17 protein-coding genes and 1 other annotated feature are annotated in these 14,953 nt (G+C 49.6%); of the genes, 9 read left to right on the top strand and 8 right to left on the bottom strand.

Annotated elements, in window-relative coordinates; all coding sequences use genetic code 11:
- The first annotated feature begins 3 nt into the window (after positions 1-3).
- From rpsP to rplS, 4 genes are read left to right on the top strand one after another with little or no spacing between them, the layout of a single operon-like run.
- Positions 4-252 carry a 30S ribosomal protein S16 gene (rpsP, locus tag ACJHYD_RS16735; protein ID WP_000256450.1) on the top strand — a complete coding sequence of 83 codons (249 nt, stop codon included), beginning with the start codon at positions 4-6 and terminating at the stop codon, positions 250-252.
- An 18-nt stretch (positions 253-270) separates the two neighbouring features.
- Complete coding sequence (gene rimM, locus ACJHYD_RS16730) at positions 271-819, top strand: ribosome maturation factor RimM (protein WP_000043335.1); 549 nt, start codon at positions 271-273, stop codon at positions 817-819.
- Positions 820-849: 30 nt separating this feature from the next.
- Positions 850-1,617, top strand: a complete 768-nt coding sequence (trmD, locus tag ACJHYD_RS16725) for a tRNA (guanosine(37)-N1)-methyltransferase TrmD (RefSeq protein ID WP_000264776.1) — start codon at positions 850-852, stop codon at positions 1,615-1,617.
- A 41-nt stretch (positions 1,618-1,658) separates the two neighbouring features.
- Positions 1,659-2,006, top strand: a complete 348-nt coding sequence (gene rplS / locus ACJHYD_RS16720) for a 50S ribosomal protein L19 (protein WP_000065253.1) — start codon at positions 1,659-1,661, stop codon at positions 2,004-2,006.
- Positions 2,007-2,082: 76 nt separating this feature from the next.
- Here the strand turns inward: rplS and ACJHYD_RS16715 are convergent, their stop codons facing one another.
- From ACJHYD_RS16715 to ACJHYD_RS16700, 4 genes are all read right to left on the bottom strand, one after another.
- Positions 2,083-2,565, bottom strand: coding sequence for an OmpA family protein (locus ACJHYD_RS16715; RefSeq protein WP_000589828.1), 483 nt, complete (start codon positions 2,563-2,565; stop codon positions 2,083-2,085).
- A gap of 15 nt (positions 2,566-2,580) precedes the next feature.
- On the bottom strand, positions 2,581-3,807 hold the full coding sequence (gene dgcN / locus ACJHYD_RS16710) for a diguanylate cyclase DgcN (protein WP_001551521.1): 1,227 nt from the start codon (positions 3,805-3,807) through the stop codon (positions 2,581-2,583).
- Positions 3,797-4,315, bottom strand: coding sequence for a YfiR family protein (locus ACJHYD_RS16705; RefSeq protein WP_001212386.1), 519 nt, complete (start codon positions 4,313-4,315; stop codon positions 3,797-3,799). The genes dgcN and ACJHYD_RS16705 overlap by 11 nt, the downstream gene beginning before the upstream one ends.
- A 149-nt stretch (positions 4,316-4,464) precedes the next feature.
- Positions 4,465-4,830 (bottom strand): DUF2799 domain-containing protein, encoded by a 366-nt coding sequence (locus ACJHYD_RS16700; protein ID WP_019842457.1) that lies wholly within the window; start codon positions 4,828-4,830, stop codon positions 4,465-4,467.
- A gap of 208 nt (positions 4,831-5,038) precedes the next feature.
- On the opposite strand from ACJHYD_RS16700, the gene aroF reads away from it, so the two are divergent.
- Both aroF and tyrA read left to right on the top strand, forming a co-directional pair.
- A complete protein-coding gene (gene aroF / locus ACJHYD_RS16695; protein WP_001168045.1) occupies positions 5,039-6,109 on the top strand; it encodes a 3-deoxy-7-phosphoheptulonate synthase AroF in 1,071 nt (356 codons plus the stop codon).
- A 10-nt stretch (positions 6,110-6,119) separates the two neighbouring features.
- On the top strand, positions 6,120-7,241 hold the full coding sequence (tyrA, locus tag ACJHYD_RS16690) for a bifunctional chorismate mutase/prephenate dehydrogenase (RefSeq protein ID WP_000225221.1): 1,122 nt from the start codon (positions 6,120-6,122) through the stop codon (positions 7,239-7,241).
- A 42-nt stretch (positions 7,242-7,283) separates the two neighbouring features.
- Here the strand turns inward: tyrA and pheA are convergent, their stop codons facing one another.
- From pheA to bamD, 4 genes are all read right to left on the bottom strand, one after another.
- The gene (pheA, locus tag ACJHYD_RS16685; protein WP_000200120.1) at positions 7,284-8,444 is read right to left on the bottom strand and encodes a bifunctional chorismate mutase/prephenate dehydratase; all 1,161 of its coding nucleotides are present in this window, start codon (positions 8,442-8,444) and stop codon (positions 7,284-7,286) included.
- 21 nt (positions 8,445-8,465) lie between these two features.
- Positions 8,466-8,591: a sequence feature (Phe leader region), on the bottom strand.
- On the bottom strand, positions 8,543-8,590 hold the full coding sequence (gene pheL / locus ACJHYD_RS16680) for a pheA operon leader peptide PheL (RefSeq protein ID WP_001386991.1): 48 nt from the start codon (positions 8,588-8,590) through the stop codon (positions 8,543-8,545). (Overlaps the previous feature by 48 nt.)
- 102 nt (positions 8,592-8,693) lie before the next feature.
- Complete coding sequence (raiA, locus tag ACJHYD_RS16675; RefSeq protein WP_000178456.1) at positions 8,694-9,035, bottom strand: ribosome-associated translation inhibitor RaiA; 342 nt, start codon at positions 9,033-9,035, stop codon at positions 8,694-8,696.
- Between the two features lie 270 nt (positions 9,036-9,305).
- Positions 9,306-10,043, bottom strand: a complete 738-nt coding sequence (bamD, locus tag ACJHYD_RS16670) for an outer membrane protein assembly factor BamD (protein WP_000197686.1) — start codon at positions 10,041-10,043, stop codon at positions 9,306-9,308.
- A gap of 134 nt (positions 10,044-10,177) precedes the next feature.
- Here bamD and rluD point away from each other — a divergent pair, with 134 nt between their 5' ends.
- From rluD to clpB, 3 genes are all read left to right on the top strand, one after another.
- Positions 10,178-11,158, top strand: a complete 981-nt coding sequence (gene rluD, locus ACJHYD_RS16665) for a 23S rRNA pseudouridine(1911/1915/1917) synthase RluD (protein ID WP_000079112.1) — start codon at positions 10,178-10,180, stop codon at positions 11,156-11,158.
- Positions 11,155-11,886 (top strand): purine nucleoside phosphorylase YfiH, encoded by a 732-nt coding sequence (yfiH, locus tag ACJHYD_RS16660; RefSeq protein WP_001551518.1) that lies wholly within the window; start codon positions 11,155-11,157, stop codon positions 11,884-11,886. The genes rluD and yfiH overlap by 4 nt, the downstream gene beginning before the upstream one ends.
- A gap of 129 nt (positions 11,887-12,015) precedes the next feature.
- On the top strand, positions 12,016-14,589 hold the full coding sequence (clpB, locus tag ACJHYD_RS16655; RefSeq protein ID WP_001235102.1) for an ATP-dependent chaperone ClpB: 2,574 nt from the start codon (positions 12,016-12,018) through the stop codon (positions 14,587-14,589).
- Positions 14,590-14,953 lie beyond the last annotated feature (364 nt).

Raw genomic sequence — 14,953 nt, 5'->3', positions numbered from 1 at the left:
GTTATGGTAACTATTCGTTTAGCACGTCACGGCGCTAAAAAGCGTCCGTTCTACCAGGTTGTTGTCGCTGACAGCCGTAATGCACGCAACGGTCGCTTCATCGAGCGCGTTGGTTTCTTCAACCCAATCGCTAGCGAAAAAGAAGAAGGCACTCGCCTGGATCTGGATCGCATCGCTCACTGGGTTGGCCAGGGCGCAACTATTTCTGATCGCGTTGCTGCGCTGATCAAAGAAGTAAACAAAGCAGCTTAATCTGTCACGGTGGTCATGATGAGCAAACAACTCACCGCGCAAGCACCTGTTGATCCCATCGTTTTGGGAAAAATGGGTTCGTCTTACGGTATTCGTGGGTGGCTCAGAGTGTTTTCTTCCACCGAAGACGCCGAAAGCATTTTTGACTATCAGCCCTGGTTTATCCAGAAGGCGGGTCAGTGGCAGCAAGTCCAGCTGGAAAGCTGGAAGCACCACAATCAGGACATGATCATCAAGCTGAAAGGCGTTGACGATCGTGATGCGGCGAACCTGCTGACGAATTGTGAAATTGTCGTGGATTCATCGCAGCTGCCTCAGCTTGAAGAGGGGGACTACTACTGGAAAGACCTGATGGGCTGCCAGGTAGTAACCACTGAAGGCTACGATCTCGGTAAAGTCGTCGATATGATGGAAACCGGATCTAATGACGTTCTCGTCATTAAGGCAAACCTGAAAGATGCGTTTGGTATCAAGGAACGTCTCGTACCGTTCCTCGATGGGCAGGTTATCAAGAAAGTCGATCTCACTACTCGTTCAATCGAAGTAGATTGGGATCCTGGTTTTTAAACCACCGGATAAACGGTAAAAGACGGCGCTATGTGGATTGGCATAATTAGCCTGTTTCCTGAAATGTTCCGCGCAATTACCGATTACGGGGTAACTGGCCGGGCAGTTAAAAATGGCCTGCTGAGCATCCAGAGCTGGAGTCCTCGCGACTTCACGCATGACCGGCACCGTACCGTGGACGATCGTCCTTACGGCGGCGGACCGGGGATGTTAATGATGGTGCAACCTTTGCGGGACGCCATTCATGCAGCAAAAGCCGCGGCGGGTGAAGGCGCAAAGGTGATTTATCTTTCACCACAGGGGCGCAAGCTTGATCAAGCGGGCGTCAGCGAACTGGCAACGAATCAAAAATTGATTCTGGTGTGCGGTCGCTACGAAGGTATAGATGAGCGCGTGATCCAAACCGAAATTGACGAAGAATGGTCAATCGGCGATTACGTTCTCAGTGGTGGTGAGTTACCAGCAATGACGCTGATTGACTCCGTTTCCCGGTTTATTCCGGGAGTACTGGGACATGAAGCCTCAGCAACGGAAGATTCCTTTGCTGAAGGATTGCTGGATTGCCCGCACTATACGCGGCCTGAGGTGTTAGAAGGGATGGAAGTTCCGCCAGTGTTACTGTCGGGCAACCATGCCGAGATACGTCGCTGGCGTTTGAAACAGTCGCTGGGCCGTACCTGGCTTAGAAGACCTGAACTTCTGGAAAACCTGGCTCTGACTGAAGAGCAAGCAAGGTTGCTGGCGGAGTTCAAAAAGGAACACGCACAACAGCAACATAAACATGATGGGATGGCGTAAGCCCCCGAGATATCAGTTTACCCAGGATAAGAGATTAAATTATGAGCAACATTATTAAGCAACTTGAACAAGAGCAGATGAAGCAGGACGTACCTTCCTTCCGTCCGGGTGATACCGTGGAAGTGAAAGTATGGGTTGTTGAAGGTTCCAAAAAACGTCTGCAGGCATTCGAGGGCGTGGTTATCGCTATTCGTAACCGCGGTCTGCACTCTGCATTCACTGTTCGTAAAATTTCCAACGGCGAAGGCGTTGAGCGTGTCTTCCAGACTCACTCTCCGGTAGTTGACAGCATTTCTGTCAAACGTCGTGGTGCTGTTCGTAAAGCTAAACTGTACTACCTGCGTGAGCGTACTGGTAAGGCTGCTCGTATCAAAGAGCGTCTTAACTAAGGTTTCGCTTAAGCGACATCCTGTTAAGAAGGGCTGGCCAATTGGCTGGCCCTTTTTTTATCTGTTTGCTCGTGTTTTAAGGGGTAGTAATCACCACTGCGACGCGGCGGTTCTCGGCGCGGCCCTGGGCGGTCTTGTTACTGGCTATGGGATATTTTTTTCCTAAACCCTGTGTGGTGAGATTGCTGCGCGGAATTTGTCCACCCATAGCCCATGCATCGGCCACGACATTCGCCCGTTTCAATGATAAGCCTTCGTTGTAACTATCTTCACCATAGTTATCGGTGTGTCCATCCATACGGGCATGTGTTAGCCCTGTCGAGGCCAATTTGGCTGCCATGGTTTGGATCTGTTGCTGGCTTTCCGGGAGCAATTTGTAGTCATTTTTTGCGAACAGAATGGCATCTGATAAGCCCAGCGACCAGTCGCCGGCGGATTCAGTAAATCCATAAGATTGCATAGCGGCGACTTGCTCAGGAGTAAACTTTCCCTGAGGGGACTGGCAGCCAGTCAGTATTAGTGAGGTGAAAATCAGGGGTGCTACCAGGTGCTTTATCATATCGATATATCCTTGTTATCTCACCAGCTTTTCGGCACGCTGGTGTTTGGCCTGATACATATTGTGATCGGCAAGCTCTTGTAATTTTTCCGCAGAGGCGTGCTCAATGGTCATCGCGTAACCAATGCTTAATGTCATGGTGGTCTGATGGCCATTATGAAGATCAAACGGGAGATTAAAGATTTGTGTCAGTGCTGAGCATATCTGCTGCACTTCAGATTCCGACTGTACATCATAGAGCACCATCGCGAATTCATCGCCGCCCAGGCGGTATGCTTTATGTCGCAGCCCGCCAAATTCAGCTAACCGTTTTGCTACCTCAATCAAGACACGATCGCCCGTCGCATGACCCCAGGTATCATTGATATATTTGAAATTATCGCCATCAAGAAATAGTAACGCCGACGTTTTTCGGGCATCGGAATTGTTCATCAACGTATTGATACCGCTACGAAACGCTGCGCGGTTAGCCAGCCCGGTTAATGGGTCATGTAGCGCGGTACGCAGAAGCTGCGCATTTTTGGCCTGTAAACGAAGCTGCCACTCTTCCATTTCATCCAGCAGACTGTTGAAGTCGAGAGCGAAGCGGTGAAACTCTGCGATACGTTCTTCCGAAACTCGTCGGGAAAAATTGCGGTTGGAACGCACATCATGTACGACATCGGTGATGTTTTTTAACGCTTCAACCAGACCATTGTGCAAATGGCGGGTGAGGGTAATTGCGATGCCTGATGCCAGCAGAATGCAGGCGGTCAGGACAGCGAGCGAAAACCAGATGAAATGGCTGATTGAACTGTCGCGAGCGGTTAAGCGAACTTCGCCAATGGTTTCACCATTGTGACGAATCGGCTGAACGATGGGGGCAGGGAAGAGCCAGTGGCTTATGAAATTACTGAAAGTATCGCCTGGATCCTTACGGGTGTAATGCCAGGATGCCAGAATATTTTGCTGCTTATCACGCACTTCTGCAGTTGAAAATTGGCCTTGCTGCCCCAGCGCTGCCAGTGTTTCAGTTGCTGCAGAGCCATCGGCAAAAACGACCGCTGCTTCCAGACTGTAAGTCATTGTTGCTGCTGTCAGTGCCAGGTTTTTTTGCGCGTACTGTTTCAGGGTCAGCACCGAGGTCACGGAAAGCAGCAACCAGATCAGCATCATAGTGATAAATATGCTGGTCATACTGATGTTGCGTAATGCTCTTTTAAACGTGGGGCGCTTATTAAGAGAATTATCGTTATCCATCATTTTTCTTCCGTGCGAGCATCAAGACATCCGGGTTGACCTTTACACCGCTACGCGATAAGGCATCCAGGTTTACGGCAAATCTGACGTCATTATTGTGGATGATCAGACAAAAGGCGCTACCAATAATGCACTCGGTATTTTGTTCGGCAATTAATAATAACGCCTTTGACGGATATTGTTCGGTTAATTCCATCTGGAATGTCGGTGACTCGTTGCCAAAATAAAAACCATTGCAGCCTGAAATCATCGCCTCTTGTTGAGTGTGAATGATGACAGGCAGATAAGGCAAAGATGTCGTACCATTCTCTTGTAGGGCGTTACTAAAATGTGAAGATGAAAAGATACATAACTTTGGTGGCCCTGATAGCGCAGGCCAGCGGGTGTAACTGACAATACCGGAAACCATCATACGCACGTTTTTCGCAACGTCAGAAGGTTCCTGAGCGAGTATTGGTGCTCCCGTCAGCAGGAGAATCAGCAGTAAGAACAGTCGGTGAGAAAAACGCATTCAGGGATCCTCACCATCTTCGCTCGAAATGCATCGATATTTTTTCAGAATGCTCATTAAAATATCATTCTTTCATGCGGTCGTCATCAATGTGAGAAATAAAACACAATGAGTAGAATCTCATGTTTAATTTATTTGTGGGGGGTTAATTAATTTAATCGTATTGTGCTGGCATTTTCATCAGCCCCTTTTTGCCATACTTCATGCAGTTGACTGGCATTTTCAACATTGTTGCAGCTGGCAGGAAAGCTTTTACCGGAAAGGCCCCGGGCATAAGTAAAATCGGTCTGGCAAGTTTTCTTTTGTCCTTCGGCATATCCTTTAAGGTATAGACCGCGATCCGCCTGTGAATCGCTAAATGCATCGTCATCTTTTATGGCGCTGGCCGATATCGCATCTTCCATACCGACATCATACCAGTCGGTGCTGGTCAAGGTTGGCGCGTGAGTATAAGGATCAATCTGACATCCGCTAACCAGTAAAGCCAACAAGGGGGCGATAAACTTTTTCATCATTTCTTTCTCCTTTTTCAAAGCATAGCGGATTGTTTTTAAAGGAGGTGTAAATTTATTTGTACGAAATAAGCATCAAAAGCGCGAGTAAATTGTTTCTGTAAAGAAAAATGTACGAAATATGGATTGAAAACTTTACTTTATGTGTTATCGTTACGTCATCCTCGCTGAGGATCAACTATCGCAAACGAGCATAAACAGGATCGCCATCATGCAAAAAGACGCGCTGAATAACGTACATATTACCGACGAACAGGTTTTAATGACTCCGGAACAACTGAAGGCCGCTTTTCCATTGAGCCTGCAACAAGAAGCCCAGATTGCTGACTCGCGTAAAACCATTTCAGATATTATCGCCGGGCGCGATCCTCGTCTGTTGGTAGTATGTGGTCCTTGTTCCATTCATGATCCGGAAACTGCTCTGGAATATGCTCGTCGATTTAAAGCCCTTGCCGCAGAGGTCAGCGATAGCCTCTATCTGGTAATGCGCGTCTATTTTGAAAAACCCCGTACCACTGTCGGCTGGAAAGGGTTAATTAACGATCCCCATATGGATGGCTCTTTTGATGTAGAAGCCGGGCTGCAGATCGCGCGTAAATTGCTGCTTGAGCTGGTGAATATGGGACTGCCACTGGCGACGGAAGCGTTAGATCCAAATAGCCCGCAATACCTGGGCGATCTGTTTAGCTGGTCAGCAATTGGTGCTCGTACAACGGAATCGCAAACTCACCGTGAAATGGCCTCCGGGCTTTCCATGCCGGTTGGTTTTAAAAACGGCACCGACGGCAGTCTGGCAACAGCAATTAACGCTATGCGCGCCGCCGCCCAGCCGCACCGTTTTGTTGGCATTAACCAGGCAGGGCAGGTGGCGTTGCTACAAACTCAGGGGAATCCGGACGGGCATGTGATCCTGCGCGGTGGTAAAGCGCCGAACTATAGCCCTGCGGATGTTGCGCAATGTGAAAAAGAGATGGAACAGGCGGGACTGCGCCCGTCTCTGATGGTAGATTGCAGCCACGGTAATTCCAATAAAGATTATCGCCGTCAGCCTGCGGTGGCAGAGTCCGTGGTTGCTCAGATCAAAGATGGCAATCGCTCGATTATTGGTCTGATGATCGAAAGTAATATCCACGAGGGCAATCAGTCTTCCGAGCAACCGCGCAGTGAAATGAAATACGGTGTATCCGTAACCGATGCCTGCATTAGTTGGGAAATGACCGATGCCTTGCTGCGTGAAATTCATCAGGATCTGAACGGGCAGCTGACGGCTCGCGTGGCTTAAGAGGTTTATTATGGTTGCTGAGTTGACCGCATTACGCGATCAAATTGATGAAGTCGATAAAGCGCTGCTGAATTTATTAGCGAAGCGTCTGGAACTGGTTGCTGAAGTGGGCGAGGTGAAAAGCCGCTTTGGACTGCCTATTTATGTTCCGGAGCGCGAGGCATCTATGTTGGCCTCGCGTCGTGCAGAGGCGGAAGCTCTGGGTGTACCGCCAGATCTGATTGAGGATGTTTTGCGTCGGGTGATGCGTGAATCTTACTCCAGTGAAAACGACAAAGGATTTAAAACACTTTGTCCGTCACTGCGTCCAGTGGTTATCGTCGGCGGTGGCGGTCAGATGGGACGCCTGTTCGAGAAGATGCTGACACTATCGGGTTATCAGGTGCGGATTCTGGAGCAACATGACTGGGATCGAGCGGCTGATATTGTTGCCGATGCCGGAATGGTGATTGTTAGTGTGCCAATCCACGTTACTGAGCAAGTTATCGGCAAATTACCGCCTTTACCGAAAGATTGTATTCTGGTTGATCTGGCATCGGTGAAAAATGGACCATTACAGGCCATGCTGGCGGCGCACGATGGCCCGGTACTGGGTCTACACCCAATGTTCGGTCCGGACAGCGGTAGCCTGGCAAAGCAAGTTGTGGTCTGGTGTGATGGACGTAAGCCGGAAGCATACCAATGGTTTCTGGAGCAAATTCAGGTCTGGGGCGCTCGGTTGCATCGTATTAGCGCCGTCGAGCACGATCAGAATATGGCGTTTATTCAGGCACTGCGCCACTTTGCTACTTTTGCTTACGGGCTGCACCTGGCAGAAGAAAATGTTCAGCTTGAGCAACTTCTGGCGCTCTCTTCGCCGATTTACCGCCTTGAGCTGGCGATGGTCGGGCGACTGTTCGCTCAGGATCCGCAGCTTTATGCCGACATTATTATGTCGTCAGAGCGTAATCTGGCGTTAATCAAACGTTACTATAAGCGTTTCGGCGAGGCGATTGAGTTGCTGGAGCAGGGCGATAAGCAGGCGTTTATTGACAGTTTCCGCAAGGTGGAGCACTGGTTCGGCGATTACGCACAGCGTTTTCAGAGTGAAAGCCGCGTGTTATTGCGTCAGGCGAATGACAATCGCCAGTAATAATCCAGCGCCGGATGATTCACATCATCCGGCACCTTTTCATCAGGTTGGATCAACAGGCACTACGTTCTCACTTGGGTAACAGCCCAATACCTTCATTGAACGGGTGATTTCCCCTAACTCTTTCAATGCTTTTTGCATTTCCGCTGATTCAAGATTGGCCTGAATATCCAGATAAAACATCTCTTCCCACGGATTACCGTGAATCGGGCGTGACTCCAGACGGGTCATAATCAGATTGTGGTTGCGCAGTACCAGCAACGCTTCAACCAGCGCACCAGCTTGTTGCCCGGTCGCCATTAACAACGTCGTTTTCGCTGGAACCTGGTCAGACACGTTAATGGCTTTACGTGCCAACACCACAAATCGGGTGAAGTTTTGTCGCTGATTCGCTTCAATACGCTCCAGTACCTGCAAACCGTACAAAGTGCCGCCAGCTTCGCTTCCCAACGCAGCAACATGCGGTGATTTTGCCTGTGCAACCTTTTCCATTGCCGCAGACGTACTTTCGGTATATTCAATCTTCCAGTGCGGATAACGATTAAGGAATTTGCTGCATTGCTGGAATGGCTGCGGATGGCTGTAGACCGTATTGATGGTGGATAAATCAGTAGTGCCGGAGACCAACAAACAATGGTCGATAGTTAACGTCATCTCGCCAACAATCGACAAACTGGTATGTTGCAGCAGATCGTAAACGTCATTTATGGCACCGGAGCTGGTATTTTCAATCGGTACGACGGCATAGTCGGCCTGGCCGGTTTCCACCTGATTAAAAATATCGGCAAATTTGGCGCAGCCACTTTCAATGAATTGCTCAAAGTGACGGGCAGCATACTGGCGCGCCGCAAGATGGGAATAAGAACCTTTGGGGCCGAGAAAAGCGATGCGTGCTGAGTGCGGATTAATTTTATTGAGATGTTGCTGGAGCAACGCCTGCTGAGTTAATACGGAATCTTCAATAATGAGCTGGAACAGGCGAGTAATGTAATGGGCGTCCAGATGGTGCGCTTTACCGAGCGTAATTAATCTTTCCAGTAAATCGCGTTCACGATCAATATCACGTACCGGGCGATGCGAGAGCAATTTGGCTTTTCCCACCTCGACGGCCAGTTCGCGCCGCTCTGCCAGTAATGCTAATAATTTTTCATCCAGCGCGCTGATTTTCTCTCGCAGCGCCAGTAATGGATTTTCCGATGTCATAGTGTTGCCTTTTTGTTATCAATAAAAAAGGCCCCCCGATTTGGGAGGCCTTATTGTTCGTCTTCGCATTCTGTTTCACACGACGAAACGCCTCCCATTCAGGGGAAGGTAAAAAAGAATGCGAAGAAAAACGGTGTGTGTTTCATGTTTGTTTCCTTAAGTGACTTCAGTACAGTACCCGTACTGTTTTCACGCTGTCAACAAAAAACGCGCCCGAAGGCGCGTTGGCGATACACTCAATATAAAGGACTACTCTTCTTCAACTTCTTCGACGAAGTTGGCGTCTTTCACCGATGTTGCGGCACGACGTGCTTCGCCTTTGTGCTGCAGTTTATTGAGCTGCCGTTCCAGCTTGTTGATCAATTCGTTAATTGCGGTGTACATATCTTCATGTTTACCACTGGCAACCAGAACGCCGTTAGGTGTATTGATTGTGGCGTCAGCAACAAACCCTTGTGGCTCTTTGGACAGAATGATATGTGGATTAATCAGATGTGTTTGCCATTTTTCCAGTTTGGCGAGACGGTCTGCGACATGTTGGCGGATGGCCGGAGTAATTTCCATTTGTTTGCTGGTAATGTTCATTGTCATAAATTTTACCTCTTGTCTTCCCGTCTTGGTGAATTCAGCATACCGTTCCTGATGTCAAAATGTGTGATGGAAATCTCATAATTTTGTCACTTTTTGTCAACGAATCTTTTTTGTGAGAAATCGCAGGAAGAGGTGTTTTTTTACTTGAGGAATATCTCAAAGCGAGCCATATTTGATGAGATCGATAGTGACTAAATCGCTTCAGTTTCACAACTAACAGAATAAAAAAACGGCAGCTCAAGGGCTGCCGTTTTGTGTTTCAGGTTTTTGTTATGTATTGCTGCTGTTTGCAGCGATGATTTTCGCTACTTTTTCAGCTTGCGCATTCATCTGCATCTGACGGTATGCATTTTCCATCAGCGGCAGCGCATCACGCGTAGCCTGGGTATCCGGGTAGTCGCGCAACATGCCTTCTACGCGGTTAACGACGGCAACCCATGCACCACGTTCTGTATAATACTCGGCAACGGAGTATTCATATTTCGCCAGACGATCTTTCAGGAATACCAGACGTTTGGTGGCATCGGTGGTGTACTGACTGTTCGGATAGCCGCGCACCAGTTTGGAAAAGTCACTAAACGCAGCTCGTGCATGTTGAGGATCGCGATCGCTACGATCGACGCCAAAGAACCCTTGCAGCGCACTGTCATCCAGCGCCATATTGGTCAGGCCACGCATGTACATGACATAATCGATATTCGGATGGGTCGGGTTAAGGCGAATAAAACGATCGATGGCAGCCTGTGCTAACGGCAAATCGGCGTTTTTATAGTAGGCATAGATGAGATCCAGCTGCACCTGCTGCGAATACGGACCAAACGGATAGCGATTATCTAACGCTTCCAGTTGCGTTATTGCCTGTCTCCAGTTACCGTCCTGCAGCTTTTGTTGTGCAGTCGCGTAAATTTCATTTGGCGGATTATCAGGTACTTCTTCCTTTGACCCCGAGCAACCCGCCAAAAACAGGCTTAGTGTGGCGGCTGCCACCAGATATTTCATGCGCGTCATGACGTTTTGACTTTCCTCAAAATGTAATACGGGAGATTCTCTGTTCCTGCTCCCGGTTAAGACCAGCTACAATAGCACACTATATTAAACGGCAAAGCCGTAAAACCCCAACGATAAACGAAGAAGCAGTATATATGGCACAACGAGTACAGCTCACTGCAACGGTGTCCGAAAACCAACTCGGTCAACGCTTAGATCAGGCTTTGGCCGAAATGTTCCCGGATTATTCACGTTCGCGGATAAAAGAATGGATCCTCGACCAGCGCGTGCTGGTTAACGGCAAAGTTTGTGATAAGCCGAAAGAAAAAGTATTGGGTGGCGAGCAGGTGGCCATCAACGCTGAGATTGAAGAAGAAGCGCGTTTTGAACCGCAGGATATCCCGCTGGATATCGTCTATGAAGATGAAGATATCATCGTCATTAATAAACCACGCGACCTGGTGGTACATCCTGGCGCGGGTAACCCGGATGGTACGGTACTGAATGCGTTACTTCATTACTATCCGCCCATTGCCGATGTACCGCGTGCGGGCATCGTCCATCGTCTGGATAAAGACACCACCGGCCTGATGGTTGTGGCAAAAACCGTTCCGGCTCAGACGCGTTTAGTCGAATCTTTGCAACGGCGTGAAATTACTCGTGAGTATGAAGCGGTGGCAATTGGTCATATGACCGCTGGCGGTACAGTAGATGAACCAATCAGCCGCCACCCGACCAAACGTACTCACATGGCGGTGCATCCCATGGGCAAACCGGCGGTCACTCACTATCGCATCATGGAACACTTCCGTGTGCACACGCGTCTGCGGTTGCGTCTGGAAACTGGACGTACGCACCAGATCCGCGTGCATATGGCCCATATCACTCATCCGCTGGTGGGCGATCCGGTTTATGGTGGCCGTCCGCGTCCGCCAAAAGGTGCTTCGGAAGCGTTTATCTCCACGCTGCGTAAGTTTGACCGCCAGGCGCTTCATGCAACCATGCTGCGTCTTTATCACCCAATCTCCGGCATCGAAATGGAATGGCATGCGCCTATTCCACAAGATATGGTGGAGCTGATTGAGGTGATGCGCGCCGATTTCGAAGAGCATAAAGATGAAGTGGACTGGTTATGAGTAAGCTGATTGTCCCGCAGTGGCCCCTGCCAAAAGGTGTTGCGGCCTGTAGCTCTACTCGTATCGGCGGCGTGAGCTTGCCCCCGTATGACTCGCTCAACCTCGGTGCTCATTGTGGCGATAACCCGGATCACGTTGAGGAGAATCGCAAGCGACTTTTTGCTGCGGGCAATTTGCCTTCAAAACCGGTCTGGCTTGAGCAGGTACACGGCAGAGATGTGCTTAAGCTTACTGGCGAACCTTATGCCTCAAAACGAGCAGATGCCTCTTATAGCAACACGCCGGGCACGGTTTGCGCAGTGATGACTGCCGACTGCCTCCCCGTGCTGTTTTGCAATCGAGCGGGAACGGAAGTCGCCGCCGCTCATGCTGGCTGGCGTGGACTGTGCGCTGGCGTGTTGGAGGAGACGGTTTCCTGTTTTGCTGATAATCCGGAAAATATTCTCGCCTGGTTAGGGCCGGCAATTGGTCCACGCGCGTTTGAAGTGGGGGCGGAGGTTCGCGAGGCGTTTATGGCAGTAGACGCCAAAGCGAGTACAGCTTTCATTCAGCATGGTGATAAGTATCTGGCGGATATTTCTCTCCTTGCCCGGCAGCGTCTGGCGAACGTCGGTGTCGAACAAATTTTCGGCGGCAACCGTTGTACATATACGGAAAATGAGACTTTCTTCTCTTATCGTCGCGACAAGACCACCGGTCGTATGGCAAGTTTCATTTGGCTGATATAACCTAAAGAATCAAGACGATCCGGTACGCGTGATTTTCTTTTCACATTAATCTGGTCAATAACCTTGAATAATTGAGGGATGACCTCATTTAATCTCCAGTAGCAACTTTGATCCGTTATGGGAGGAGTTATGCGTCTGGATCGTCTTACTAATAAATTCCAGCTTGCTCTTGCCGATGCCCAATCACTTGCACTCGGGCACGACAACCAATTCATCGAACCACTTCATTTAATGAGCGCCCTGCTGAATCAGGAAGGGGGTTCGGTTAGTCCTTTATTAACATCCGCTGGCATAAATGCTGGCCAGTTGCGCACAGATATCAATCAGGCATTAAATCGTTTACCGCAGGTTGAAGGTACTGGTGGTGATGTCCAGCCATCACAAGATCTGGTGCGCGTTCTTAATCTTTGCGACAAGCTGGCGCAAAAACGTGGTGATAACTTTATCTCGTCAGAACTGTTCGTTCTGGCGGCACTTGAGTCTCGCGGCACGCTGGCCGACATCCTGAAAGCAGCAGGGGCGACCACCGCCAACATTACTCAAGCGATTGAACAAATGCGTGGAGGTGAAAGCGTGAACGATCAAGGTGCTGAAGACCAACGTCAGGCTTTGAAAAAATATACCATCGACCTTACCGAACGAGCCGAACAGGGCAAACTCGATCCGGTGATTGGTCGTGATGAAGAAATTCGCCGTACCATTCAGGTGCTGCAACGTCGTACTAAAAATAACCCAGTACTGATTGGTGAACCCGGCGTCGGTAAAACTGCCATCGTTGAAGGTCTGGCGCAGCGTATTATCAACGGCGAAGTGCCGGAAGGGTTGAAAGGCCGCCGCGTACTGGCGCTGGATATGGGCGCGCTGGTGGCTGGGGCGAAATATCGCGGTGAGTTTGAAGAACGTTTAAAAGGCGTACTTAACGATCTTGCTAAACAGGAAGGCAACGTCATCCTGTTTATCGACGAATTACATACCATGGTCGGCGCGGGTAAAGCCGATGGCGCAATGGACGCCGGAAACATGCTGAAACCGGCGCTGGCGCGTGGTGAATTGCACTGCGTAGGTGCCACGACGCTTGACGAATATCGCCAGTACATCGAAAAAGATGCTGCGCTGGAACGTCGTTTCCAGAAAGTGTTTGTTGCCGAGCCTTCTGTTGAAGATACCATTGCGATTCTGCGTGGCCTGAAAGAACGTTACGAATTGCACCACCATGTGCAAATTACTGACCCGGCAATTGTTGCAGCGGCGACGTTGTCTCATCGCTACATTGCTGACCGTCAGCTGCCTGATAAAGCCATCGACCTGATCGATGAAGCAGCATCCAGCATTCGTATGCAGATTGACTCAAAACCAGAAGAACTCGACCGACTCGATCGTCGTATCATCCAGCTCAAACTGGAACAACAGGCGTTAATGAAAGAGTCTGATGAAGCCAGTAAAAAACGCCTGGATATGCTCAACGAAGAACTGAGCGACAAAGAACGTCAGTACTCCGAGTTAGAAGAAGAGTGGAAAGCAGAGAAAGCATCGCTTTCTGGTACGCAGACCATTAAAGCGGAACTGGAACAGGCGAAAATCGCTATTGAACAGGCTCGCCGTGTGGGTGACCTGGCGCGGATGTCTGAACTGCAATACGGCAAAATCCCGGAACTGGAAAAGCAACTGGAAGCCGCAACGCAGCTCGAAGGCAAAACTATGCGTCTGTTGCGTAATAAAGTGACCGATGCCGAAATTGCTGAAGTGCTGGCGCGTTGGACGGGGATTCCGGTTTCTCGCATGATGGAAAGCGAGCGCGAAAAACTGCTGCGTATGGAGCAAGAACTGCACCATCGCGTTATTGGTCAGAACGAAGCGGTTGATGCGGTATCTAACGCTATTCGTCGTAGCCGTGCGGGGCTGGCGGATCCAAATCGCCCGATTGGTTCATTCCTGTTCCTCGGCCCAACGGGTGTGGGGAAAACTGAGCTTTGTAAGGCGCTGGCGAACTTTATGTTTGATAGCGACGAGGCGATGGTCCGTATCGATATGTCCGAGTTTATGGAGAAACATTCGGTGTCTCGTCTGGTTGGTGCGCCTCCGGGATATGTTGGTTATGAAGAAGGTGGCTACCTGACCGAAGCTGTGCGTCGTCGTCCGTATTCCGTTATCCTGCTGGATGAAGTGGAAAAAGCGCATCCGGATGTCTTCAACATTCTGTTGCAGGTACTGGATGATGGGCGTCTGACTGACGGGCAGGGGAGAACGGTCGACTTCCGTAATACGGTCGTCATTATGACCTCTAACCTCGGTTCCGATCTGATTCAGGAACGCTTCGGTGAACTGGATTATGCGCACATGAAAGAGCTGGTGCTCGGTGTGGTTAGCCATAACTTCCGTCCGGAATTCATTAACCGTATCGATGAAGTGGTGGTCTTCCATCCGCTGGGTGAACAGCACATTGCGTCGATTGCGCAGATTCAGTTGAAACGTCTGTATAAACGTCTGGAAGAACGTGGTTATGAAATCCACATTTCTGACGAGGCGCTGAAACTGCTGAGCGAGAACGGTTACGATCCGGTCTATGGCGCACGTCCTCTGAAACGTGCAATTCAGCAGCAGATTGAAAACCCGCTGGCACAGCAAATACTGTCTGGTGAATTGGTTCCGGGTAAAGTGATTCGCCTGGAAGTTAATGAAGACCGGATTGTCGCCGTCCAGTAAATGATAAAACGAGCCCTTCGGGGCTCGTTTTTGTCTATAAGTTAGACGGAAAAGACTATATTTAAGATGTTTTGCCTGAAAAATGAGCGAACGATAAAGTTTTTATATTTTTCGCTTGTCAGGCCGGAATAACTCCCTATAATGCGCCACCACTGACACGGAACAACGGCAAGCACGCCGCCGGGTCAGCGAGGTTCTCCTGAGAATCTCAACAGAGAAAAGCAAAAAATGCTTGACTCTGTAGCGGGGAAGCGTATTATGCACACCCCGCGCCGCTGAGAAAAAGCGAAGCGGCACTGCTCTTTAACAATTTATCAGACAATCTGTGTGGGCACTCGAAGATACGGATTCTTAACGTCGCAAG

The organism is Escherichia sp. WS1368 (genome assembly GCF_046487485.1).
Taxonomy (GTDB): domain Bacteria; phylum Pseudomonadota; class Gammaproteobacteria; order Enterobacterales; family Enterobacteriaceae; genus Escherichia; species Escherichia coli.
The sequence above is the reverse complement of the archived record's forward strand: the minus strand, read 5'-3'. Positions and strand labels throughout refer to the sequence as shown.